Origin of the sequence: Devosia sp., assembly GCF_017744655.1 — a bacterium.
In the GTDB taxonomy this organism is placed as follows: Bacteria; Pseudomonadota; Alphaproteobacteria; order Rhizobiales; family Devosiaceae; genus Devosia.
In genome coordinates, this window is record NZ_JAGIAW010000001.1 from 130,273 (window position 1) to 155,237 (window position 24,965).

General features: G+C 63.0%; 20 protein-coding genes. 8 read left to right on the forward strand and 12 right to left on the reverse strand.

Annotation, left to right across the window (positions count from 1 at the left end; genetic code table 11):
* Nucleotides 1-135: 135 nt before the first annotated feature.
* From J7557_RS00595 to J7557_RS00605, 3 genes are all read left to right on the forward strand, one after another.
* Nucleotides 136-891: a Crp/Fnr family transcriptional regulator gene (locus tag J7557_RS00595; RefSeq protein WP_051960719.1), complete on the forward strand. Its 756-nt coding sequence runs from the start codon at nt 136-138 to the stop codon at nt 889-891.
* Nucleotides 892-1,070: 179 nt separating this feature from the next.
* On the forward strand, nt 1,071-2,411 hold the full coding sequence (locus J7557_RS00600) for a CHASE3 domain-containing protein (protein WP_291416316.1): 1,341 nt from the start codon (nt 1,071-1,073) through the stop codon (nt 2,409-2,411).
* Between the two features lie 5 nt (nt 2,412-2,416).
* Nucleotides 2,417-3,322 (forward strand): diacylglycerol kinase family protein, encoded by a 906-nt coding sequence (locus J7557_RS00605; RefSeq protein ID WP_291416318.1) that lies wholly within the window; start codon nt 2,417-2,419, stop codon nt 3,320-3,322.
* A gap of 20 nt (nt 3,323-3,342) precedes the next feature.
* Here J7557_RS00605 and J7557_RS00610 read toward each other — a convergent pair whose 3' ends face one another.
* The 8 genes from J7557_RS00610 to J7557_RS00645 form a co-directional block, all read right to left on the reverse strand.
* Nucleotides 3,343-3,780, reverse strand: coding sequence for a hypothetical protein (locus J7557_RS00610; protein WP_291416319.1), 438 nt, complete (start codon nt 3,778-3,780; stop codon nt 3,343-3,345).
* A complete protein-coding gene (locus J7557_RS00615) occupies nt 3,780-4,148 on the reverse strand; it encodes a DNA gyrase subunit B (protein ID WP_291416321.1) in 369 nt (122 codons plus the stop codon). Before J7557_RS00615 ends, J7557_RS00610 begins: the two co-directional genes overlap by 1 nt.
* 185 nt (nt 4,149-4,333) lie before the next feature.
* Complete coding sequence (locus J7557_RS00620; protein WP_084587687.1) at nt 4,334-4,492, reverse strand: DUF3309 family protein; 159 nt, start codon at nt 4,490-4,492, stop codon at nt 4,334-4,336.
* A 78-nt stretch (nt 4,493-4,570) separates the two neighbouring features.
* Nucleotides 4,571-4,738: a hypothetical protein gene (locus J7557_RS00625; protein WP_291416324.1), complete on the reverse strand. Its 168-nt coding sequence runs from the start codon at nt 4,736-4,738 to the stop codon at nt 4,571-4,573.
* Nucleotides 4,739-4,852: 114 nt separating this feature from the next.
* Complete coding sequence (locus J7557_RS00630) at nt 4,853-5,731, reverse strand: transglutaminase family protein (protein ID WP_291416326.1); 879 nt, start codon at nt 5,729-5,731, stop codon at nt 4,853-4,855.
* Nucleotides 5,732-5,734: 3 nt separating this feature from the next.
* Entirely contained in the window at nt 5,735-8,146 is a 2,412-nt protein-coding gene (locus J7557_RS00635; protein ID WP_291416328.1) for a circularly permuted type 2 ATP-grasp protein, read from the reverse strand.
* A 5-nt stretch (nt 8,147-8,151) separates the two neighbouring features.
* The gene (locus J7557_RS00640; RefSeq protein WP_291416329.1) at nt 8,152-11,487 is read right to left on the reverse strand and encodes a DUF2126 domain-containing protein; all 3,336 of its coding nucleotides are present in this window, start codon (nt 11,485-11,487) and stop codon (nt 8,152-8,154) included.
* A gap of 104 nt (nt 11,488-11,591) precedes the next feature.
* Nucleotides 11,592-12,359 (reverse strand): FadR/GntR family transcriptional regulator, encoded by a 768-nt coding sequence (locus J7557_RS00645; protein ID WP_291416331.1) that lies wholly within the window; start codon nt 12,357-12,359, stop codon nt 11,592-11,594.
* Between the two features lie 500 nt (nt 12,360-12,859).
* Between J7557_RS00645 and chvE the strand changes: the two genes are divergently transcribed.
* From chvE to J7557_RS00670, 5 genes are all read left to right on the forward strand, one after another.
* On the forward strand, nt 12,860-13,888 hold the full coding sequence (chvE, locus tag J7557_RS00650; protein WP_367272877.1) for a multiple monosaccharide ABC transporter substrate-binding protein: 1,029 nt from the start codon (nt 12,860-12,862) through the stop codon (nt 13,886-13,888).
* A gap of 165 nt (nt 13,889-14,053) precedes the next feature.
* Entirely contained in the window at nt 14,054-15,586 is a 1,533-nt protein-coding gene (gene mmsA / locus J7557_RS00655; RefSeq protein ID WP_291416335.1) for a multiple monosaccharide ABC transporter ATP-binding protein, read from the forward strand.
* A gap of 83 nt (nt 15,587-15,669) precedes the next feature.
* Entirely contained in the window at nt 15,670-16,860 is a 1,191-nt protein-coding gene (mmsB, locus tag J7557_RS00660; protein ID WP_291418243.1) for a multiple monosaccharide ABC transporter permease, read from the forward strand.
* A gap of 158 nt (nt 16,861-17,018) precedes the next feature.
* The gene (locus J7557_RS00665) at nt 17,019-17,258 is read left to right on the forward strand and encodes a hypothetical protein (protein ID WP_291416337.1); all 240 of its coding nucleotides are present in this window, start codon (nt 17,019-17,021) and stop codon (nt 17,256-17,258) included.
* Nucleotides 17,259-17,320: 62 nt separating this feature from the next.
* On the forward strand, nt 17,321-18,934 hold the full coding sequence (locus tag J7557_RS00670; protein WP_291416340.1) for a winged helix-turn-helix domain-containing protein: 1,614 nt from the start codon (nt 17,321-17,323) through the stop codon (nt 18,932-18,934).
* Nucleotides 18,935-18,939: 5 nt separating this feature from the next.
* On the opposite strand, the gene J7557_RS00675 is transcribed toward J7557_RS00670, so the two are convergent.
* The 4 genes from J7557_RS00675 to sseA all read right to left on the reverse strand — a co-directional run bounded on the left by J7557_RS00675 (nt 18,940) and on the right by sseA (nt 24,833).
* Nucleotides 18,940-22,053, reverse strand: a complete 3,114-nt coding sequence (locus tag J7557_RS00675; RefSeq protein ID WP_291416342.1) for an efflux RND transporter permease subunit — start codon at nt 22,051-22,053, stop codon at nt 18,940-18,942.
* Between the two features lie 12 nt (nt 22,054-22,065).
* Nucleotides 22,066-23,334, reverse strand: coding sequence for an efflux RND transporter periplasmic adaptor subunit (locus tag J7557_RS00680; protein WP_291416345.1), 1,269 nt, complete (start codon nt 23,332-23,334; stop codon nt 22,066-22,068).
* 183 nt (nt 23,335-23,517) lie between these two features.
* Nucleotides 23,518-23,964 (reverse strand): hypothetical protein, encoded by a 447-nt coding sequence (locus J7557_RS00685; RefSeq protein WP_291416347.1) that lies wholly within the window; start codon nt 23,962-23,964, stop codon nt 23,518-23,520.
* 35 nt (nt 23,965-23,999) lie between these two features.
* Nucleotides 24,000-24,833 (reverse strand): 3-mercaptopyruvate sulfurtransferase, encoded by an 834-nt coding sequence (sseA, locus tag J7557_RS00690; RefSeq protein ID WP_291416349.1) that lies wholly within the window; start codon nt 24,831-24,833, stop codon nt 24,000-24,002.
* Between the last annotated feature and the right edge of the window lie 132 nt (nt 24,834-24,965).

Consider the following 24,965-nt stretch of genomic DNA (forward strand, 5'->3'; position numbering starts at 1 on the left):
ACCTATCCGTGGTAAGGTAGCCTGCTTGTGGGCGCTGCCAAGGTTGGGTGTCATTTAAAAAAGACATGTCGTGGAACGGGTTTGGTGATCGGGCGTTGAGCAGCCACCAAGCCATGAACCGACTGGGACTTCCCATTGAGCCTCGTTCTTCCCAGCACCGGCCGTCGCGTGCCGTGCGAGCAATGTCCGTTGCGCGGCATGTCCGGTTTTCGGGATTTCACCGACCAGGAATTGCGCTTCGTTTCGTCCTTCAAACGCGGCGAGCTGGTGGCGGAAGCGGGCTCGACCATCCTCTCGGAAGGGGCGCACAGCCCCCACCTTTATACGGTGCTCTCGGGCTGGGCCTTTCGGTTCAAGACGCTGCCGGATGGGCGGCGGCAGATATTGAACTATCTGCTGCCGGGCGATCTATTGGGGCTGCAGGGCTCGATCATGGGGGAGATGGAGCATTCCGTAGAGGCGCTGACCACAGTGGTGCTCTGCGTCTTCCAGCGTGACAAGCTCGACAGTCTTTTCGAGGGCTATCCCGGCCTCGGCTTCGATGTGACGTGGCTTGCAGCTCGAGAAGAGCGGATGCTGGACGAACACCTCTTGAGCGTCGGGCGCCGGACGGCGGTGGAGCGCGCCGCCTATCTCCTCGCCTTTCTCCATAGCCGGGCCGAGGCGCTGGGGAAGATTTCCTACAAATCCCTCCACATCCCCGTCACGCAGCAGCACGTGGCCGACACGCTGGGCCTGTCGATCGTGCATACCAACAAGACACTCCGCAAACTGGCGGAGAGGGGCCTCATCCAGTGGCTCGACCGGAGCTGCGAGATCGTCGATGCAGAAGGGCTGCGCGCTCTTGCCGACTGGGAGAAACCGAAGGAGCGAAAACGCCCGCTGATATAGGGCCCAAGCCTCATTGCTGCCATTGCAGCATGGCAAGCGGTGGACATACCATAGGGGGCTGTCGGGCTTTTGGCGCGGGTCGGAAAGAGACGGTGTGGATGAGTGTCGTGGCACAACGAGCGGCGGGCGCACAGACGCCAGTTTTAGGACGGCGAACGGCAAGGCGCATTGCCATATGGGTGTCGCTCGTTCTGGTTTGTCTCGCGGCGGTCGTTTCGCTGCTGCTCATGCAGGGCATGGATCGTCAGCTTCGGGATATCACCGATACCTATGCGGTTCGCGACACAGCGCGGGAACTGGTCAATGTTATGAGCCAGGCTGAAGCCAGCCAACGCGGCTATGTGCTGACCCGCGATACGCAATTTCTTGAGCCCTATCATGCCGCGGCCGCCCAGGTTGATAGCTATGTGCAGACCTTGCTGGAAATGACGGCGGATGATGCGGCCCAGGCGGAGCGGGTGCGCTCCATCACGGGAGACATCGCCGGCAAGATGGCCGAAATGGCGCGCACCGTCGAACTGGTTGCCACAGCGCGGCAGGACGAAGCACAGAGCCTGATCGAGACTGGCATGGGCGCGCGCCTGATGAGCGAAGTGCGTGCCACGCTTGAAGATTTCATTGCCGAAGAGAACCAGAAGCTCGCCTTGCGCAACGAGGGGATCGACCGATCCCGTGTCTGGCTCGTCGGCACGATCATAGCGGCGCTCGCAGCGGCCGTCTGTCTTGCCTATGCCCTGATGGCTCGGACGCAGAAACAGGTCAGCGCTATGGCCCAGCGTCATCGCGGCCTTATCAATCAGAATGAAGCGCTGGAGGCCGAGATCGCCGAGCGCACCCGTGCGATCGAGGAGGCGCGGGCGCATGCCGAGCGCGAACGGCAGCGTGTCGAAGCCCTGCTGCAGGACACCAGCCACCGGATCGGCAATTCGCTGGCGACGGTTTCTTCGCTACTGGCGCTGCAGCTCATGCGCACCCGTTCCGCCGAGGTGCGCACGGCGCTCGAAGCGGCTCGGCTGCGTGTCCATGCCATTGCCTCCGCCCATCGCCGCCTGCGCCTGGGGGACGATATGGAATCGGCCAGTGCCGATGAATTTCTGAGTGCGGTGTTGGAAGACATTGCGACGACCCAGACCGATTCCGGGCGCATTGCCATCGAAGGCAAGATCGAGAGCATCGAGGTCAGCGCGCGTGATGCGACGACGCTCGGCATTCTGGTCGGCGAGTTTGTGACCAATGCTCTCAAGCATGGTTTTCCTGATGGCCGCCGGGGCCGCGTCGAAGTGGCGCTGTTTCGCGACGAAGCGGGCGTGCCGACGCTGAAGGTCTCGGATAATGGTGTCGGCCTGCCGGAGGGACAAGATGAAGGCGGGCTCGGGTCGGTGATCATCCGTCAGCTCTCGGGCCAGTTCGGCGGTGAACCTGTCTATTCGAGCGTTCCGGGTGAAGGCGTCAGCATCTCCGTTTCCTTGCCCGCGCTCGACCGAACGCCGGCTCCACCCAGCCAGTCGGCCATGGAGTGAATCATATGCGCGTTGCCGCAATTCTCAATCGCGACAGCGGCACCTTGCGCACCATGGATCTCGACGCATTCTGCGCCGAGGCCATGGCCGTGTTTGCCGAGGCCGGGCACGAGTTGCAGTGCCATGTGGTCAGCGGCAGCGACGTGCTCGCCACGATCGAGCGGTTTTCGGTCGATCCCGATGTCGACGCCATGATCGCTGCGGGTGGGGATGGCACCATTTCCTCGGCGGCCGCGATCGCGCACCGCACAGGCAAGGTGCTCGGCGTCCTGCCGGCCGGTACGATGAACCTATTTGCGCGCGCGCTCGGTGTGCCACCCGACATTCGCAGGGCGCTGCATGCGGTGGCTAAGGGGACGGTGGGGCAGGTTGATCTGGCGGCGGCCAATAACCAACCCTTCGTGCATCAGTTCGGCGTGGGCATTCACGCGCGTCTCGTGCGAATCCGCAATGGCATGGTCTATCGCAGCCGCGTCGGAAAGATGCTGGCGAGCCTGCGCGCCATTGCGGCGGCGGCGATCAATCCTCCTCGTTTCGAAGTCGAATTCGAGGATGGTTCGGGCCGCCAGAAGCGAATGTTGTCCGGCATCGCCGTTTCCAACAATCCGCTCGATGATGGTCCGGTGCCTGTGGCGCAGCGCCTCGATACCGGGCGGCTGGGGGTCTATTTTGCGGGTACGGTGACGACGGGCGAACTCATCAGTCTGGTCGTCGACGTGCTGGTCGGTCGCTGGCGGGCCAACCCGCAGGTTACTGAACTCGAAAGCGAAAGCCTTGTTCTTCACTTCCCAAAGCGCAAGCGGGAGGTGCATGCGGTGATCGATGGCGAATTGATCGAGCTTGAGCGCGATGTCGAACTCACCATTCTGCCGCTGGCGCTGTCGGTTATTTTCCCAGCGAAAGACGTCTAGAAACTCGTGGCGGCAAGCCGTCACGAGTCGGGCGCATCCTTCTCGCGCAGCAAGGCCAGGACCGTAAGGGCGGCCGCCGGAATGCCCAGGCGAACCAGCATGGGCGAACGGGTGAGAAGGGGGAGCGCGGTGAGCGCGGCGGTCGTCAGGAAGGCGCCTGCATCGCTGGCGCGACGACGTTCGGCAAGGCGCTTGCGGCGCCGGCTTTCGCTGATGGCCAAGCCGATATAGACGATGAGCGCCAAAGCGAGGAAAGAGCCGGCAAGGATCAATGCGGCCGTGAGGGGCCCCATGGCGTTAATAAGCGCGATATAACCGGCAGTGATGAGGAAGCCAAAGCCGATCACTGCGCAGACGAGAATCAACGCATAGACGATCGCCAGACCCTTAACGCGTTGGCTGAGCCCCTCGACCTCCAGGCCGAGGAGCCCCGCAAGAGGCATCAACAGACCAAGCATCAGCGCGTCAGCAGGGCCAGAACGAAGCCAATGCCGAGAGCGGTCGCGACCGCCGTCAGAGGCTTTTCGCGGATCGTGTCCTTGAGCTGCTGCTCGTATTCTCCAGCCTGATCCTGCGCCTCCTCGACCATGTGCTGGCCACGACGCTTGAGGTGGCGGAACTCGGCTTCCGCAATGTCGCGCACTTCGCCCGCTTTTTCGCCTGTCAGCTTGCGCAGGGTTTCGGTGATGGACTTGAGGTCGGACTGGAGTTGGGCGACCTGTGCCTCAAGCTCCTGCTCGCGCGTTTTGGTGGCGGGGCGGCGGGAACTTGCACTGCTGCCACTCTTGCGGGTCGTGGTGGGAGCCATATCAGTCGTCGAAGCCATGGGTACACTCCTGTTTTGTGAACGGAAAACGCCTGACACGGCAGGCGGTTCCGCTGGAATTGCCGATGAAAGAGAAAGCCCCGATGCACTTGTGCACCGGGGCGAGGGGGCGAACCGAAAGGGGGGCGTCTGTCGGTTCGCAGGGGCACGAAACGCCTAGAGCGCGTGCCTTTATTGCGGTGATGCTAGACCCGTCCCATCAGGACCAGGATGAGCACCACGATGAGGACAACACCCAGAATGCCGGACGGGAAATAGCCGAAGCCGCGGGAATAACCCCAGCTCGGCAAGGCGCCGATCAGCAGAAGGATCAGGATGATGATGAGGATGGTACCGAGTGTCATGAAACTATCTCGACTTTTTTATCTGGCCCTATCTTCAAGCTTGGGGCGGGCCGATTGTTGTTGTCTTTGTGGGGCAGGCTAGAGCAGGGCAACAAGCAGCGCGGTAGCTGCCGCCAGGATCAGCGCCGCGGGAAATAGGGCCCGGGCGACGTCGCCAAAATGGGGGGAACTGTCGTAGACCTCGTTTGACCACACTGCGGTCGAGCGGCCTGCATGTTCGAGGGCTCTGATTTCAGCCTGCGTCATCTGTGCCTCCAACACTCCGCAAGTAGCGGAGTTCTCAGTCAAATTGCCCGTCGCGGGCGGCATGACAGACAAACGGCGAGGTGCAGATTTGGTTCCAGCGGTGCGAACGCGGGGCTATTCGACCTTGATGACGTCGACGGACTGGCGCGTTTCGTGCGAGCCGTGGGTGCGCAGCACGCCGACGATGGGCGAGATATCGGCATAGTCACGGCCGTGGCCGATGGAGATATGGTCGCCACCGGCGATCATGGCGTTGGTGGGGTCGAATTCGACCCAGCCGGTGTGGGCGCCACACCAGACGCGCACCCAGGCATGCATGGCATCGGCGCCTTCGAGGCGTGCCTGCCCTGCTGGCGGAATGGTGCGGAGAAATCCGGAGACATAGCCGGCCGGAATGCCCATGCCGCGCAGCCCCGAGATCATGACGTGGGCAAAGTCCTGGCATACGCCCTTCTTGAGATTGAAGGCTTCCGCCGGCTTGGTTTCGACGTCGGTGGCCTTCGGGTCGTATTCGAAGTCCTTATGAATGGCGAGGCAGAGCGCCATGGCCTTGGCGAGAACGGTTTCAGCCTCCGCAGTCTCGTTCTCGGCATATTCGGTGATATCGGGCACGATCTGCACGCGAGGCGAGGCGGCAAGGAAGTGCTGGGGACTATCAGCCTCGACCGACCAATAGCGAGCCACCTCGAGCCCGAGCTGGTCGAGCGAAGCCGAAAGGTCGGCAGGCTGCCCGAGATCGTCCACCTGAACCCGCGCGGCCAGCCGGACTTCGAGCTTTTCATGCGGCTCGACGAAGGTGACGTCGCTGACCGTATTGCCGAAGAAATCGACGAAACTGGTCAGGCGATGCGGCTTTGGCGAGAAGGACAGGGACGAGGCGACAACCCGCTGCACGCCCGGCACGGTGGTGGGGGCGACGCGAATATGATGACGCCCGCCGTGGACGGGCGCGTCGTAGTCGTAGGTCAGGGTCAGGCGAACATCGTAGAGCATGGTTCAGGTAAAATAGTGCGCGGCGATGAGGCTGGCTAGGAGGCCGATTTCGCTGGAGATTTCGTCCAGCTTGTCCGGCGTCATGGTTTCGGGCTCGGCCGTGATGAGGCGCGTCTGCAATTGCAGGGCGGCCTTGGCGACGCTCGAAAGCTGGCCATCGCGAATGCCGCCGGGCAGGGTTTCGAGCTGGGTGCGCAGTTCGGTAAGCTGGAAGAGGACCGAGCGCGGATTGAGCGGATCGAGGACCAAGAGGTCGATGGCGCTTTGCGTGCCAGCGGTCACCGAATAGCGGCGGCGGTGCGACATGACGCTGTCGCCGATCTCCAGCAGCATTTCGAGCGAACCGTCGGGTGCATCTTCGCCGGTCAGCCAGCCAGTGATGCGCGCGATCTGGATAGCGCGTTCCAGACGGCGGCCGATTTCGAGGAAGCGCCAGCCGGCAAAGCGGTACATGTTTTCGTGCACGAGGCCGGAAAAGCCCGCCAGCTTGCGCAGCAAGACGGTCATGGCGCGAGTGGCGTCGTCGCCGGTGCGGATGCGGGTGGCGAAGCGCTGCGCGGTCTTTTGCAGATCGTTGAGCGCCAACCAGCCATCGGGCGAGAAGCGGTCGCGGATCTGGCCGGCGCTGTGCACGGCGCTATCGATCGACATAAGAAGACCCTGCGGCATGGCCTCGGTGGCATCGACGTCGATGCTTTCGAGGAATTCGGCGCAGTGGGTGAGGATCGGCAGGTCGGGCTTTGATAGTTCGGCGAGGCGCGCGTTATAGGCGCGCAGGATGCGGACCGTCGCTTCGCAGCGCTCGGCATAGCGACCGAGCCAGATGAGATTGTCGGCGGCGCGGCTGGGCAGGCTGCCGGGCGAATTGCGCACGAGCCGGTCGCCTTCCTGCGGCAGCAGCGAAACCTGTTCGACCGGGGTGGAGGACACCACCCAGACGTCGGCTGCCTGGCCGCCGCGCTGCATGGCGAGGGCGGTGGTATCAGGCGTCGAGCCGACGCGGGCGAAACCGCCGGGCATGATGCTCCAGCCGTTCTCGGTGCGTGCCGCAAAGACGCGCAAGGTGATGGGGCGCGGTTCGAGTTTGCCTTCGGAATAGACCGGGGCGGTCGAGAGGCGCACGGGCTCCTGGCCGACGTAGTCGCGGCCGTGGGTGGCAATACGATCCCTAAGCTGGGACTTTTGGGCCGGGGTCATGCTGGCGCCGAGTGCGGTTCCGCGCAGATCGTCGAAGGGCAGGGTGGTGGCGAAGGCCGGCCCGATCATCAGGTCATCGAAATTGTCTAGGACATATTCGCGTTCGGCTGCCTGGCCGCACCACCAGGTGGCAATTTCAGGCAGTTCGAGGCCGGTGCTGAGCAGGTGCTTGCACAGCCGCGGCATGAAAGCGGCGAGGGCGCGGGTTTCGAGAATGCCGGTGCCAAGGGCGTTGATCATGGAAATGGAACCCGAACGCACGGCCTCGACCATGCCGGGGGTGCCGATGCGGCTGTCGTAGCGCAGTTCCAGAGGGTCGACGAAGCTGGCATCCATGCGGCGCCAGAGGACGCTGACGGGCTTTAGCCCAGCCACGGTGCGCACCATGACCTGGCCGTCCTCGACGACGAGGTCTTCACCCTCAAGCAGCATGAGCCCGAGATAGCGGGCGATATAGGCGTGTTCGAAATAGGTTTCGTTGAGCTGGCCGGGCGTGAGAATGCCGACGCGGCCGCCGTCGCGCTTGGCCTGGACGAAGAGGTGATCGCGGAAATCGCGGAAGAAACCAGCGAGACGCTGGATGTTCATCTCGCCATAGACATCGGACAGGGCGCGCGTGGTGGCGACGCGGTTTTCAAGCGCGAAGCCGGCGCCCGAGGGGGCCTGCATACGGTCGCCCAGCACCCACCAGGCGCCATCGGGGCCACGGCCGAGTTCGAAGGCGCAGAAATGCAGGAAATGGCTGCTGGCGGGTTTGACGCCGACGAGGGGGCGGAGGAACTCGTTGTTTTGCGCCACCAGTTCGGGCGGCAGCAGGCCTTCCTGGACCAGTCGATTGTCGCCGTAGATGTCGGCAACGATGTTTTCCATCAGCTCGGCGCGCTGCACGAGGCCCCTGGAAATGGTCAGCCATTCGGCTTCGTCGATCAGCAGCGGGATATGGGCCAGTGGCCAGGCGCGTTCCTTGCCCTCGGCACCGTCATATTTGCGATAGAAGACGCCGGCGTCGCGCAGATATTGGTCAGCGCGCTCGAAACGGGCTGCGAGTTCGGTCGAGCCCAGCGCATCGAAAGCCGACATGAGGCGATCCCAGCCCGGGCGCAGGGCGCCGTTGGGGTCGATCATCTCATCGGGGACGCCGGGCAACAGGTGATAGTCCGAGATGATGCTCGGACCTTCTGGAGGGGCGCTGCGGGATTCGGAGTTCCGCTTGATCATGGTGTTCAGGTGAACCGGGGCGGTCGCCGGAGGTCAAGCGTCAGCGGGAATTCGTCCGCTGGCCGCTCCGGGCGGTAGGGATAGGTGCCGGGCGTATAGTTGTGCGGCACGAAACGCGCAAGGCGGCGGGCTTCGGCCTCATTACCATTGACGGGGAAAGTCTCGTAATTGCGGCCGCCCGGATGGGCGACGTGATAGGTGCAGCCGCCGATCGGGCGGCCGGTCCACTTGTCGTAGATGTCGAAGACCAGCGGGGCGTGCACGGACATGACCGGGTGCATGCCGGAGGCGGGTTGCCAGGCCTTGAAGCGGACCCCGGCGATAGATGTTCCTGCAGTACCGGTAGGCGCGAGCGGCGTCGGGCGCTGGTTGCAGGTGACGGTGTAGCGGTCCGGATTTGGCGCCGTCAGCTTGACCTGCAGGCGCTCGACGGAGCTGTCGACAAAGCGCACTGTGCCGCCAATGGCGCCTTCTTCACCCATGACGTGCCAGGGCTCAAGGGCCTGGCGCAGTTCGAGTTTTACGCCTTCCACCTCAACCTCGCCGCAGAAGGGGAAACGGAATTCGAGTTGGGCTGCGAACCAGGCGGGATCGAAGGAAAAGCCAGCGCGGTCGAGATCGGCGAGCACACCCAAAAAGTCCTGCCAGACGAAGTGGGGCAGCATGAAGCGATCATGCAGAGTCGTGCCCCAGCGCACGAGGTCGCCCTGTGCCGGCTCGCGCCAGTAGCGGGCGATGAGGGCGCGGACCAGCAATTGCTGGGCGAGACTCATGCGGGCATTGGGCGGCATTTCGAAGCCGCGGAATTCGACAAGGCCAAGGCGGCCCGTGGGGCCATCGGGCGAATAGAGCTTGTCGATGCAGATTTCCGAGCGGTGGGTGTTGCCGGTGACGTCGGTCAGAAGATTGCGGAAGAGGCGGTCGACGAGCCAGGGCAGCGGCGGCAGACCTTGGCCGGGCGCGTAGACCTGTGCCATGGCGATTTCGAGTTCGTAGAGGCTGTCGTGGCGGGCTTCATCGAAGCGCGGTGCCTGGCTTGTGGGGCCGATGAAGAGGCCAGAGAACAGGTAGCTCATCGAAGGATGGTGCTGCCAGTGGAGGATCAGCGACTTCAGGAGGTCAGGTCGGCGGAGGAAGGGGCTATCATTGGGCGTGGCGCCACCGACGACCACGTGATTGCCGCCGCCGGTGCCGGTGTGCTTGCCGTCGAGCATGAATTTGTCAGCGCCGAGGCGGCTTTGTCGGGCTTCTTCGTAGATCGCCGCTGTCGTCGCGACGCAATCGTCCCAGGTCGAGGCCGGGTGGATATTGACTTCGATCACGCCGGGATCGGGGGCGACGCGGATGACGTTGAGGCGAGAATCGTGTGGGGGTGCGTAGCCTTCGAGATGGACGGGCTGGCCGATTTCCTTCGCAGCGACTTCGGTTGCGGCCACCAGTTCGAGATAGTCTTCGAGGCGCTCGACCGGGGGTAGGAAAACGCAGAGGCGGTGGTCACGAATCTCGGCAGTGACGGCGGTGCGGACTTCGCCTTCGATCTCGCTGATGACCTGTTCGGTGCGGTCTTGCTGTTCGCTTGCAGCAGTGAACGACGAGGCGGTTTGCTGGCGAGCGTCGGCTTTCTCGCGAAAAAGCAGCTCTTCCGGATCGGGCAGCGGTGCGCGGGGCGCGCCGGGGTCGAGCGGGACGACGTGGGGATAGGAGGTTGCCCTGAGGTGCTTTAGCGAGGCCAAGGGCAGGCGGTAGCCGGCTGGGCTGTCGCCTGGGGCGAGGAAGAGTTTGCCGCGCCTGGTCTTCCACTTTTCGGTCAGCCAGGGGCTGGAGGCGGCGGCGTTCCAGCGCTGGACCGGGAGGACGTAGCCGGTGGGATTGGTCAGGCCGCGTTCGAAGACGCGGGCGATGCGCGAGCGGGCTTCGGGGTCGGCGAGTTCGGAGTTCGCGGGGTCGACATTGGCAGGGAGCTTGGCTTCCTTGAGGAGCCACTCGCCGGGGTCTTCATAGGCTTCGTCGATGGTGTCGCCGGTGAGGCCGAGATTGCGGGCGAAGGATTCGAGGAACTTGCGCGCGTCGTCGTGCGTGGCGGTGGTCTTAACCCCTTCGCGGGCAATGAGTTTTTCGTCGCGCCAGACCGGCTTGCCGTCGAGGCGCCAGTAGAGGGAGAAGGTCCAGCGGGGCAGGGTTTCGCCGGGGTACCATTTGCCTTGGCCGTAATGCAGCATGCCCTGGGGGGCGAAGCGGCCGCGGAGGCGGCGGATCAGGTCGTCGGCTAGGCGGCGCTTGGTGGGGCCGACGGCGCCGGCATTCCATTCGTCCGCTTCGAAATCGTCGATGGAGACGAAAGTGGGCTCGCCGCCCATGGTCAGGCGGACGTCTTCAGCCTTCAGAATAGAATCGACTTCGTGGCCTAAACTATTGAGGCGGTTCCAGCTTTCGTCCGAGAAGGGCTTGGTGATGCGCGGGTGTTCGGCAACGCGCGTGACCTTCATGTCGAAGTTGAAGTCGACTTCGGCATAGGAGGCGAGGCCGGAAATCGGGGCGGCGTTGCGGTAATGCGGGGTGGCGGCGAGGGGGACGTGGCTCTCGCCGGTGAGGAGACCAGAGGTGGGGTCCAGGCCGACCCAGCCGGCGCCGGGGAGGTAGACTTCGCACCAGGCGTGGAGGTCGGTGAAATCGTGGTCGGTGCCGGCGGGGCCGTCGAGCGAGACGAGGTCGGGCTTGAGCTGGATCAGGTAGCCGGAGACGAAGCGCACCGCAAAGCCCAGGTTTCTCAATATGTTAACGAGAAGCCAACTGGAGTCGCGGCACGAACCTTGACCATTGGTCAGGGTTTCCTCGGGTGTCCAGACGCCGGGCTCCATGCGGACGATGTAGTTGATTTTCTGCTGGAGGGTCGCATTCAGCTCGGTGACGAAGGTCACGGTGTTGCGCGGCCGTCTGTCGATAGTATCGAGGAAGGCTTGCAGGGCGGGAGTAAGTTTTTCCGGGACGCGGTAGATCGAGAGGTCGTCGCGGATGTCTTCGGGATATTCGAAGGGCCAGGTCTCGGCCGATTCCTCGACGAAAAAGTCGAAGGGGTTGTAGACCGTCATGTCGGCGATGAGGTCGACTTCGATCTTGAGTTCGGTAACGGGCTCCGGAAAAACGAAGCGGGTCAAGAAGTTACCGTATGGGTCCTGCTGCGTATTGACGAAGTGCAGGTCGGGCGCGACGCGGAGCGAGTGGCTCAGGACCTTGGTTTTGGAATGGGGCGCCGGCTGCAATCGGATGATCTGCGGACCGAGGACAACGGGGCGATCATACTTGTAATGGGTGCGGTGATAGATTGCGGCTTTGATCGACATTCGAACGCGTCGCTCGCTCCATGGCCACAGATATTCAGCTTCCCAATGGGGAGCTTAGCGGTGATTCAGGGGCTTGGATAGGCGGTGAGTTCGTTAGCAGACTGTTAGCTTCGAACGGGCGACTGGGCCATTTTTGTTACGGCCATGCGAATGTCGCGTTCGGTATCGCGCAGGTGCATGCGCATGGCCTCGGCGGCGGCCCTGCCATTGCCCTCGCGGATGCAATCGAGAATGCGCTGGTGGGCGGCGATGGTGTCCTGTGGGGTGTGACCGCGATCGGCGTGACCGCGCTGGCTGATGAAGAAGCCCTCGCGCAGGGGCACGGCCATGGCTTCGAACAGATATCCGAGAACACGGTTACCACTCGCCAAAGCGACGGCTTCGTGAAAGCCGAAATCGAAAGAGTGGAAGCTGGCTTCGGCGGCCTCGTCTGCGAAGTCGGGAGAATCGCCAACGGCGTCGCGCATGCCTTGGAGGGCGTTTTCGATGGCGACGATGCCGGCGCGGTTGGCCCTTTTGGCCGCCAGCGTGGCCGATTGCACTTCCAATGACAAACGTACCTCAACGAGGTCGAAAAGCCCTTTGGGATCGGTCCTTACGATGGATGTGAGGAAGTCGGTGAAGGCGGAGCCATCGGGTTCGCGCACCATGGCGCGGCGACCCCGGGCAAGCTCCAAAAGGCCCCGGCCAGCAAGGAGTTTTACGGCCTCGCGAATCGTCAGACGGCTGACCGAATAACGCTCTGCGAGATCCGCCTCGCTGGGAAGGCTTTGGCCCGGCGCCAACTCCCCAAGGATCAGTTGCGCCAGATCGTCTGCCACCGCGCTTGCAGCACTGCCGTGATCGGAGCGCGCGTCTCCACTCAAACTCACCACAACTCCTCCCGAGGTATCAGATACCTTTGACTCTCGCCGACCGTTTTCCGGTTCATATTGGCGAGGCGATTTCCTCGTATTCCTCAAGGTTAGCGACTGTCATGCCGGACAGCAACCGCCTGAAAGTGGGCCTTCTACGCGCAAGTTTATATCTTCGACAATCGAAAAAATAACCTTCCACCACTTTGCCCTGCTTTACACGCATATCTGATTATCCTAGTTTGCGGGCCGTGGATCCCGAGAGGGCCAAGGCGGCATCCAAGCCGTCACGCAGGAGGACATCATGCAGTTCCATCCAAAGCTGCCGGCGTCAGGCCGGCGGGCAGAGTAGAGCGCCCTTTTCGGGTAGGCTCGCCTCGCCCGGACTGGATGCAGGAACCAATTGGCCTGATCGGCGGAAACCACGACGAACACATCAATCACCTCGAAAAATCTAAGGGAGTCGAGACGTGAAGGTTCTGAAATCAATTGCGACGCTGTTTGCTGCCGGTGCCCTGATGGCCACCGCCGCGACCGTTGCCTACGCCCAGGACAAGGGTGCGATCGGCATTGCCATGCCGACCCAGTCGTCGCTTCGCTGGATCTCCGACGGTAACGAACTGAAGACCGCCCTCGAAGGCAAGGGTTACACCGTCGACCTGCAGTATGCAGAAGACGACATCCCGAACCAGCTCGCCCAGATCGAAAACATGGTCACCAAGGGCGTGAAGGCCCTCGTGGTCGCTTCGATCGACGGCACCACGCTGTCGGCCGTGCTGCAGCAGGCTGCCGATGCCGGCATCAAGGTCGTCGCCTATGACCGCCTGATCCGTGAATCGGGCAATGTCGACTACTACACCACCTTCGACAACTTCCAGGTGGGCGTGCTTCAGGCAAACTCGCTGGTTGCCGGCCTCAAGGAACGCTTCCCCGACACCAAGCCGTGGAACGTTGAACTCTTCGGCGGTTCGCCGGACGACAACAACGCATTCTTCTTCTATGACGGCGCCATGAGCGTCCTTCAGCCGCTGATCGACGCTGGCGACATCGTCGTCAAGTCCGGCCAGCAGGGCATGGAAACCGTCGGTACCCTCCGTTGGGACGGCGCTGTTGCCCAGGCCCGCATGGACAACATCCTGTCGGCCAACTACTCGGACGGCTCGCGCGTCGATGGCGTGCTGGCTCCCTATGACGGCCTGTCGCGCGGCATCATCTCGTCGCTCCGCGGCGTGGGCTACGGTTCGGCTGACCTCGCATGGCCGATCATCACCGGTCAGGACGCTGAAGCTCCGTCGGTGAAGGCAATCATTGCCGGCGAACAGTACTCGACCGTCTACAAGGACACCCGCGAACTGGCCAAGGTCACTGCCGACCTCGTCGACACCGTCGTCTCCGGCGGTACGCCGGAAGGCCTCGACACCACCACCTATGACAATGGCGTCAAGGTTGTGCCGTCGGTTCTCCTGACCCCGTACTCGGTCGACCTGACCAACTACCAGGCCCTGGTTGTCGACTCGGGCTACATCAAGCCGGAAGAACTCCAGTAAGCGCTTGTCGCAGAACAAGTTTGGGGCTCCGCGGAAACGCGGGGCCCCTTCGAGATTTTAGATGGTCCCTCGGGACGGTCTGATCAAATGTCGGGCTCGCAGGGGCCGTAATGCTACCGCGTCCCGCCAGACGGGATGGGGTTTGTTGAGATAGCAGGGCCCAGTATGTCCAAGACTATTCTTGAGATGCGGAACATCACCAAGACGTTCCCCGGCGTTAAAGCGCTGTCGGACGTCAATCTCGATGTGCGGGAAGGTGAAATCCACGCCATCTGCGGCGAGAACGGGGCGGGTAAATCCACCCTGATGAAGGTGCTGAGCGGCGTCTATCCCCATGGCTCCTATGAGGGCCAGATCGTCTACAAGGGCGAGGAACAGCATTTCCGCTCCATTCGCGACAGCGAACACAAGGGCATCGTGATCATCCACCAGGAACTTGCCCTGGTGCCGCTGCTCTCGATCGCCGAAAACATTTTCCTCGGCAACGAGCAGGCCAAGAACGGCGTGATCGACTGGGACGAGACGCGCGACGGCGCGCGCAAACTCCTTTCGATGGTGGGGCTCACCGAAGATCCGGATACGCTGGTTACCAATATTGGCCTAGGCAAACAGCAGCTCGTCGAAATCGCCAAGGCGCTTTCCAAGCAGGTGCAGTTGCTCATTCTCGACGAGCCGACCGCCTCGCTCTCGGAAAAGGATAGCCAGGCGTTGCTGGACCTGCTGCTCGAATTCAAGAAGCAGGGCATTACCTCGATCATCATCAGCCACAAGCTGAATGAGATTTCGCGCATTGCCGACCGCGTGACCGTGATCCGCGACGGCCGCACTATCGAGACGATGGACACCAACGATATCACCGAAGACCGTATCATCACCTCGATGGTGGGGCGCTCGCTGGAAGACCGCTATCCCGGTCGCGAGCCGAAAATCGGGGATGTGGTGCTCGAAGTGAAGAACTGGTCGGTCTATCACCCGCAGCACCGCGACCGGCAGGTGATCAAGAATATCGACATCTCGCTGCGCAAGGGCGAAGTCGTTGGTATTGCCGGGCTAATGGGCTCGGGCCGCACTGAATTTGCCATGAGCCTTTTCGGCAAGTCCTATGGCCAGAAGATTTCGGGCGATGTGTTCAAGAACGGGCAGCGCATCGACACGTCGAGCGTGGACAAGGCCATTGCCAATGGCATTGCCTATGCCACCGAGGACCGCAAGCATTACGGCCTCAACCTCATCGACCACATCAAGCACAATATCACGATCGCCAACCTGACCGGCATCGCGCGCTGGGGGGTGATCGACGACCTCGCCGAACTCGACGTGGCCAACGATTATCGCAAGAAGACCAATATCCGGTCTTCCAGCGTCTATCAGGTGGTGGGCAATCTTTCTGGTGGTAACCAGCAGAAGGTCGTTCTTTCCAAGTGGCTCTATGCCAATCCGGAAGTGCTGATCCTCGACGAGCCGACCCGCGGTATCGACGTGGGCGCGAAATATGAAATCTACACGATCATCAATCAGCTTGCCGCCCAGGGTAAGGCGATCCTGGTGATCTCTTCGGAAATGCCCGAACTGCTCGGCATTACTGATCGTCTCTACGTTATGAATGAAGGCCGCATCGTGGGCGAAATGCCCACCAGCGAGGCGAGCCAGGAAAAGATCATGCGCTCCATCGTGCGCGCTGAAGGAAAGGCATCATGACCGTTCACACTGCACCGACCGGCGCCCCGGCCGATCAGGCCAAATCTGCCGAGCTGAGCTTCATCGGGGCCCTGCGCGCCAATATGCGCGACTATGGCCTCTTGCTCGCGCTCATTCTCATCATGTTGTTTTTCCAGTATTTCACCGCTGGCGTGCTGTTCAAGCCGGTGAACCTGACCAACATCATCCTCCAGAACAGCTACATCATCGTGATGGCGCTGGGCATGCTGCTGGTGATCGTGGCCGGCCATATCGACCTGTCGGTGGGCTCGGTCTCGGGCTTTGTGGGGGCCCTTGCCGCTATGCTGATGGTGGGCTGGAAATTCCCGCCGGAGCTGGCTTTCCTTGCCAATCCGATCGTTGCTGGTGCCATCTGTCTCGTGGTTGGCGCGGCAATCGGGGCGGCACAGGGCTACATCATTGCCTATCACCGCGTGCCCGCCTTCATCGTGACGCTGGCCGGCATGTTGATCTTCAAGGGGCTGTCGCTCGCCATCCTGGCCGGCAAGTCGGTCGGGCCGTTCCCGGCTGAGTTCCAGCTGCTTTCGGCAGGTTTCATACCCGACGTGATCGGGCCGACGACGCTGCCCTGGCTGGCTGAAAACGGCCAGAACGTCGTGCTGCACACCACCACAATGGTGATCGCTATCCTCGCTGTTGTCGGTTCGGTGTTCTTCTCGATCCGTACGCGTGCGCGTCGCCGCGCTCGTGGCTATGACGTCGAGCCGTTCAGCCTCTTCGTCGTCAAGAACCTCGTGATCGCGGTGCTGGTGCTGTTCTTTGCCTATATGCTCGCTTCCTATCGCGGCCTGCCGAACGTGCTGGTGGTGATGGGCGTACTGATCGCCGGCTTCGTGTTCCTCACCAAGCGCATGACCTTTGGCCGCCGCATCTATGCTCTCGGCGGCAACCTCAAGGCGGCGGCCCTCTCGGGCGTGAAGACCGAACGCACGACCTTCTACATCTTCGCCATCATGGGGGCGCTCGCAGCGCTTGCCGGCATGATCTATGCCGCGCGCCTCAACTCTGCGACGCCGAAGGCAGGGCAGGGTCTCGAGCTCGACGTGATCGCGGCCGTGTTCATCGGCGGCGCTTCGGCGCTGGGCGGTGTCGGCCAGGTGGCGGGTGCGGTGATCGGCGCCTTTATCATGGGTGTGATGAACAACGGCATGTCGATCATGGGCGTCAACATCGATTGGCAGCAGATGATCAAGGGCGTGGTGCTGCTGGCAGCCGTGTTCTTCGACCTCTACAACAAGAACCGCTCGGCGTAAGGTTTTGCGCTTGAGGAATGGGGCCGCCGGAGAAATCCGGCGGCCTTTTTTTGTTGCGCGATCAGGGTAATTTCACGGCAATTTCCGTGTTGCATCCGGACCACCCGGCGGCAAATGGCCATGCTCGGCCCCATCGAAATCGATGATCGGAGCGTGCCATGACTGTGCTCGGTGTTTTTCTGAAGACGGACGGCGGCTGGGGTTGGCTCAGGCGGTTGGCGGGGGCGGCATTTTCATGGTGCCTCGTCTCGGAGATCGATGAGATGTCGGCGGAGCAACTGGCCGATATTGGCATGGGCCATGTGGACATGCGGGCGCGGTGGGTGGATGGCACGGAAACCAGGCTCGTCTCCGAACGCGTCCATAGACAAGCACCCACGGATCGCGCCCCAGGCTGAGGCGCTGGAATGCCGGGCGATTTTTGCGCATGATGGGCGAGGCAGCGCCGGGGCAGTCCAAGATGTCACTTTTCAGTTTCGCCGGACACACGCTCGACCTCATCCAGGGACGGCTGCGCAATGGGGCCGAGGAGGTGATGCTGCGGCCGAAATCGTTGGCGCTGCTGACCTACCTGTTGCGCAATCCCGGCAGGGTGATCGGCAAGGAAGAGCTTATCCTTGCGGTGTGGCCTGACGTGGTCGTTTCCGACGATTCACTCAGCCAGTGCGTGAAAGACATTCGCATTGCGCTCGGCCCCCAGGGGGAGGGGCTGATCCGCACCGTGCCGCGGCGGGGTTTTATCCTTGATGAGCAAAGGGTTGAGCAGGCCAGCGGCCCGACGAGGGTGGGGCCGCCGGAGGTTCGGACGCCATCCGTTGCGGTTCTTGCCTTTGATACCACGCCGGATCAGGAGTGGTTCTCGGATGGTATCGCCGAGGACATCACCACGGCGCTGGCAAAGAGCAGGCAGCTTCGGATCGTCTCCAAGAACTATAGTTTTTCGTTCAGGAACAGTGCGCGGCGCGGCGATGAGATTGCCCGGGAACTAGAGGTGACGCATCTGCTCGAAGGAAGCGTCCGGCTCGCGGGCGACCGGACGAGGGTATCGATCCGCCTGCTCGTCGGGGCGACGGGTGAACTGCTATGGGCGGAACGCTTCGACCGTCGCGTGGCCGATATTTTCGCCATTCAGGACGAAATCACCGATGCGGTGGTGGGCCATCTCGAACTGGAATTGCTTCCGGAAGAACGGCGGGCCATTCGCCAGACGCGCACCAATAGCCTTGAGGCCTATAATTATGAACTGAGGGCCCGGCAACTGGCGCTGGTGCTGACGAAATCCTACCTGGTGCCGGCCCGGCGCATGTATGGGAAGGCGGCCGAACTCGATCCGGGTTATGCGCGGGCCTATGCCGGGATGGCAACCTGCGATTGCTATCTGCGCGACTGGCACGGGGAGGCAATTTCGGCCGAGGCCATGCTGCAGACAGCAGAAAAGGCGATCGAACTCGATCCTGGCCTTGCCGAGGCACATGCGGCGCGCGGGTTCGCCTTGTTCTGCAACGAACGGCACGCCGAGGCTGCGCAGGCTCACCAGATGGCTCTTTCGATCGATCCGCACTCATATGAGGCGAACTATTTTTATGCCATGTCCATGGCGCGGATGAGCGAGGATCGGGAGCGAACGGCCGAACTGTTCAAGCTGACGAGCCGGCTGCGCAGCGATGACTATGCCTCGCCAATGATGGTGTCGAGCTTTCTGCCGCGGGGAAGCGCGGAAAAGTCCGAATGGGCAATGCTGGCGGTCGAGCGGGCCACGCGCGCGTCCGAGCTGCATCCGGAAAATGCGGCGCCCTTGCATAGGGGCGCCGTGGCCCTGGCGCATCTGGGCGAAACCGAGAAGGCCTATGCCTGGCTGGGGCGCGCGCTGGTGATCGATCCGGATGACTTTATCGGCCATATCAATGCGGCCTGTGTCTATGCATTGCTGGGCGATCCCGAACGGGCGATGGACCACATCGAGACCGCGGTGCGCGATGTGCCGCAGAATACGCTCGATATCATGCGCAATGATCCCGATTTCGAGGCACTGCGCCCCCTTCCAAGGTTCCAGCGCCTCGTGCGCAGACGGTAGGAAGTCTACTCCGCCGGTTCGGTCCTGGCCGATATTTCGTCGAATTCCCGCTCGAGCCGCGCTTCTTCTTCCGATTTGGGTTTGGAGAAGCGGGCGAGGAGGAGATAGGCGACGGGGGTCAGATAGAGCGTGGCGATGGCGGCGAAGCCGAGGCCGCCGACCATGACCCAGCCGAGAGCGGCGCGGGCTTCGGCACCAGCGCCGGAGGCGAGGACTAAGGGGACGCCGCCGAGGATCGTCGCGATCATGGTCATGACGACGGGTCTGAGGCGGATGTTGGAGGCTTCCTCAATGGCTTGGGCGACGGAGAGGCCGCGGTCGCGCAGCTGATTGGCGAACTCGACGATGAGAATGCCGTTTTTGGCCATGATGCCGACGACGAGAACGAGGCCGATCTGGGAGAAAATATTGAGGCTGCCGCCAGTGAGGAGGATGGCCCAGAGGCCGGCCGCGACGCCGAAGGGCACGGTGGCCATGACGATGATGGCGCTCCAGAAACTTTCGAACTGGGCGGCGAGGACGAGGAGGATGATCACCAGCGCGAAGCCGAAGGTGAGAAAGAGGGCGTTGTTGGCTTCGCCGATGGTTTTGGCTTCGGCGAGGGGTAGGATGGACGTGCCCTGGGGCAGTAGCGGGGCGGCGATCTTTTGCAGTTCATTGAAGGCGTCGCCGAGGGCGAGGCCATCTTCGAGGCTGGCGGTGACCGTGACGGCGCGGCGCTGCTGTTCGCGGCGGAGCGAAGGGGGAACCGGAGCTTCCTCGATCGTGGCGATGGTGGACATCGGCACATAGCGGCCGTCGCCGGTGCGCACGAAGAGGGTTTCGAGATCGCGCGGGTCGTTGACGGGATTGCTCGTCGAGAGCATGCGGATCGAATAGCTCTCGTCGTTGATAAAGATGGTGCCGACATCGGAGCCGTCGATCATGGCTTGCATGGTGGGGGCGAGGCCGTTGATGTCGATGCCGAGGGAGGCGGCACGGGCGCGGTCGACGGTGAGGGTCAGTTGCGGCTGGCTGGTGTCGAAATTGACCGAGACGCGACCGAAGCGGCCATCGGCTTCGAGGGCTTTGGAGATGGTGTCGGCGGTCTCGGCGAGGATGGTGTAGTCGGAGCCGGCGACGGCGAATTGCAGGCCGGAGCCGCCGCCGCGAATGCCGAGGCTATTGCCCTGGCTGACATTGGCGCGGACGCCGGGGACCTGAGCCATGAGCCCGTTGATCTCGGAGGCGATCTGCTGCTGGCTGCGGGAGCGTTCGCCCCAGGGGGCGAGGGTGAGGGTGATGGAGCCGCCATTGCCCCAGCCGGAGAGCACGAAGACAGAGCGGACTTCGCCGCTGTCGACATAGGGCTTGAGCATGGATTCGACCTGGCCGAGACGGGTGCGGACGAAATCGAGGCTGGCCGTATTGGGGGCATTGATGCGCAGGTTGATGGCCGAGCGATCTTCGGAAGGTGTGATCTCCTGACGGAGGCCGCCATAGACGTAGTAGGCGGAGCCGGCAAAGAGCAGGGCGAGGAGGATGACGACCACGGGATTGCGCAGGGCTACGCGCAGGGTCACGCGGTAGAGGCCGGCAAAGAAGCGGCCGATGGCGCCGAAGGGGCCGCCGGTATGTTCCTTGTGGTCGTTTTTGAGGAGGCGCGAGGCGACCATGGGGCCCATGGAGAGCGCGACGACGGCCGAGAGCAACACGGCGATGGCAAGGGTGAAGCCGAACTCGCGGAAGAGACGACCGGTCTGGCCTTCGAGGAAGCTCAAAGGGACGAAGACGGCGACGAGGGTCAGCGTGGTCGCGATGACGGCGAAGAAGACTTCCTGGGTGCCGAGAACGGCGGCGGCGCGAGGGCCGGCGCCCATGTGCTTGCGGCGCATGATGTTTTCGAGGACCACGATGGCGTCGTCGACGACGAGGCCGGTGGCGAGGACGAGCGCGAGGAGAGTGATGATATTGAGCGAGAAGCCGGCGAGATACATGCCGGCAACGGCGCCGAGGAGGGCGATGGGCATGGAAATGGCAGGCACGATGATGGCGCGCCAATCGAGCAGGAAGAGGTAGATGATGCCGATGACGACGACGAGGGCGACGATCAGCGCGATTTCGACTTCGTGCAGGGCGCCTTCGATGAAGACGGCTTCGTCGCTCGAAATCTTGACGGTCACGCCTTCGGGTAGGGTGTCGTTGAGGCTGTCTACGGCCGCGTGGACGGCGTGGGAGATCGAGACGGAATTGGACTGGGCCTGGCGGACGATGCCAAGGCCGATGGCGGGGCGGCCATCGGCGCGGATGGAGGAGGTGCTGGCGGCGGCATCGAAGACGACGCTGGCGACATCGCCGAGGCGCGTGCGGCCATTGATGATGATCTCTTCGAAATCGCTGGGCTCGGTGATTTCGGAGATGGCGCGAACGGAGATGTTCTGGTTGGGGCCATTGATGGAGCCGGCGGGGGAGTCGAAGGCGATAGTGGACAGGGCGTTGCGGATATCGGCGACGGTGAGGCCGTGGCTGGCGAGTTTTACCGGGTCGATATCGACTTCGAAGGAGGACGTGCGGGTGCCATAGACTTGGACTTCAGCGACGCCTTCGACAGCGGCGAGGCGCTCGGTGACGATGCCATCGACCAGTTCGCTGAGGTCGGCAATGCTGAGGCGATCCGAGGTGACGGATAGCTGCATGATGGGCTGCGCGTCGCTGTCGGCCTTAAAGATGGTGGGGGCTTCGACGCTGTCGGGTAGTTGGCGGGTGACGCGGCTCAATGCATCACGCACGTCGGAAGTGGCGATATCGAGATTGGTGCTTTCGGAGAATTCCAGCGTGACGCGGCTCTGGCCAACGGAGGAACTGGAGGAAATGGCGGTGACGCCCTGAACGCGGGCGACGGCGCCTTCGACGATGGCCGTTACCTCGCGGTCAACGGTTTCGGCGGCGGCGCCGGTGAAGCTGGTCGAGACCGAAAGGACCGGGCTTTCGACGCGGGGGAGTTCGCGAACCTCGATGCCGAGAAGTGCGGCGAGGCCGGCCACCAGGATGAGGGCATTGATGACCACGGCCATGACCGGGCGGCGGACGAAGAGCGTTGCCAGTGCGCCGCCCCGTTCGTTCTTGCTGGCAATGGACATGGCAGCGCCTCCCTAGTTGGTCGCGACTGACGGTTGCGGTGGGGTGGTTCCGGTGCCGTCGGGGCCTTCGAGCAGGGTGACGGTGGCGCCTTCGCTGAGCTGCAAGATGCCTTCGGTGATGATGGCGTCGCCGGGCTTGAGATCGGCGCGGACGAGCACGCCGTCGCTATTGCGCTGGATGATCTCGGCCATGACGCGGGTGGCCTTGCCGTCGAGATATTTCCAGACATAGGAGCCCTGGGCGGACCAGAGGATGGCGAGCGGATTGACCGCCGGATAGGTTTCGCCGGGGAAGGCGAGCGAGACGGTGAAGCTCATGCCGGCGCGGAGAATGCCTTCGGGATTGGGGATTTCGGCCTGGACCTGCAGGGTGCGGCTGGCCGGGTCGATGCGGGTATCGATGGCGGAAATGTCGCCGCCAAAGGCCTGGCCGGGGAGGGCGATGGCGTTGACCGTGACGGCCATGCCGGGCTCGATCTGGGCGGCGTAGCGTTCGGGCACCCAGAAATCGATGAGGATGGAGGAGGTGTCATCGATGGAGGTGACGGTGGTCTGGGCGGGCACGTAATTGCCGGGGGTGACGCGGATGAGGCCGACCTTGCCGCCGATGGGGCTATCTATGGTGCGGCGGGTGAGGGCCATTTCGGCGTTGCGCAGGGCCAGTTCGGCATTGGCGGCGCTGAGCTGGGCGGCAGTGAGGGCGGTGCCGGCGACGACGTTGTTATTGGCGAGACCCTCGGTGCGGGTGAGGGTGGCGCGGGCGTCTTCGAGGGCGAGCTGGGCGCGATCGTATTCGATCTGCTCGGCGGCTGAATCAAAACGCGCGATAGTGGCACCGGCCTCGACGATCTGACCGGGGCGGACCAGCACTTCGGTCAGCTCGCCGCCGGAGGTGGCGGCGACGGTGACGGAGCGCACGGGCGTGCCTTCGCCGATGGCAGAGAGGGTGGCGTTTATGTGGGCGACGGTGACGCCAGTTGTGATGACATTGGTGGTGCGAGCGCCGAAGCCGCCGGGGCGGCCTCCACCGGGACCGCCGCCCGGTCCGCCACCACTACCTGGTCCGCCAGAGGCGTGAGGGCCGCCTGGGCCCTGACCGCCGGGGCGCTGGCCCGGCCCGCCTGCCTGGGGAGCAGGGGCGGAAGACGCTTCAGCCTGGGGGCCGAAGGGCAGGACGATGCCGGCATTAGTCAAAACCTGGGGCGCGCCGGGCGCAAAATAGAGCCAGGCAAAGGCGGCCGCGGCGATAACCGCGATGGAGGCAAGAAACTGCCGGATCAAAAGAAAACCTCAAATGCGGGGGCGCGCAAAATCGGAATGAGCGTAACAGCTTGCGCCGTTTGGCTACATTAAAATCTGGTAAGATTGCGGGAATGTGAGGGGGTACGGTCCCCGCGTCGTTCAATGACAATTCGGGGCGGTATCGAAAATCCCGCTTTTGCGGGGATGACTTCGTGGTCCTGGCTAGGCCAGAAGGTACTGGCTGAGCGCTTCTCGCGTTGCGGCGATGAAATCGGCCTGGGCGACGGGATCGAACGGGGGCGAGTTTTTCCAGTCGTACACCATGCAGGCAGGCATACGTCGCTTCTCGATTGGCTCGGATTCGTATCGCGGCATGATGTGGGTGTGGAGCGCGGGTTCGCTGTTGCCCCAGATTTCGTAATTGATCCGGTCGGCGTTGGTAGAGGCCAAGAGAGCGTCACCGATCCGGGCTGTGTCGAGGAGATATGCTGCGCGGGCAGCTTCATTGAGCTCGTTGATGCTTGATACGACTGGGTCTGCAAGATGCAGGCAATAGCCAGGCAAGGGCTGAACGTCGCCGATCACCAGCCAGCCTGAATGAAGACGGGCAATGACATAGGGGTTCGTGCCAAGGCGAGCGCATTCCACCCGTTCAGAAATCAGGTTCACGGATTTTCTCTTGTTCTAGGGGTGCTCAGCGGGCTTCAGCTTTCGACTTCTGCATCCGGCCTTGCGCCCCATTCGGACCAGGAGCCGTCATAAACGGCGACGGTCTTGGCGCCGACCTGGTCGAGCGCGAGGGCGAGGGTGGAGGCGGTGACGCCGGAGCCGCAGGAGGTGATGATGGGCTTTGAAAGATCCACACCGCGCTCGTCGAAGATGGCCTTGAGGGCCTCGGGGGATTTGAGGACGCCATTTTCGGAGAGGAGGCTCACCGGGATATTGCGGCTGTTTGGGATGTGACCGGCGCGGAGGCCCGGACGGGGCTCGGGGACTTCGGCGTGGAAGCGCTGGGCCGGGCGGGCGTCGAGGATTTGCGCGGTTTTGTCCTGGCTGCGGGCGCGGACGAAGTCGAAATCGGCGACGCGGGTGGGGTGGAATTTGACGTCAAAGTGGGCGGCGCGCTTGGCGACGAGGCCAGCTTCGAGCGGGCGGCGCTCGGCGCGCCACTTTGGGCCGCCGCCGGAGAGGATGTGTACCTTTGCGGCGCCGAAGGTTTTGAAAGTCCACCAGACGCGGGGGGCGCTGAAGAGGCCGAGTTCGTCATAGATGATGATGGTCATGTCGCTGCCGATGCCGAGGGCGCCGACCATGTGAGCGAAATCGGCCGGGGAGGGCAGCATGTGGGGCAGGTCGGTGGTGGTGTCGGCGATGCCGTCGATGTCGAAGAAGACGGCGCCGGGGATGTGACCGGCGAGATATTCGGCCTGGGCGTTGCGGGGCGCGTTGGGGAGGTGCCAGCTCGCGTCGACCACGACGAGATTGGGGTCGCTCAGGTGGGCGGCGAGCCATTCGGTGGTGACGAAGGTGGTGTCCATGGCGCGATTCCCCTTTGTGTTGGCGGGAGAATGGGCCGGGGCGGGGTGGGTGGTCAAAGGGTATTTGGGGCAAATGTGCTTGCCGTTACCCCCACCCCCATTCCCTCCCCACAAGGGGAGGGAGGTGCATCG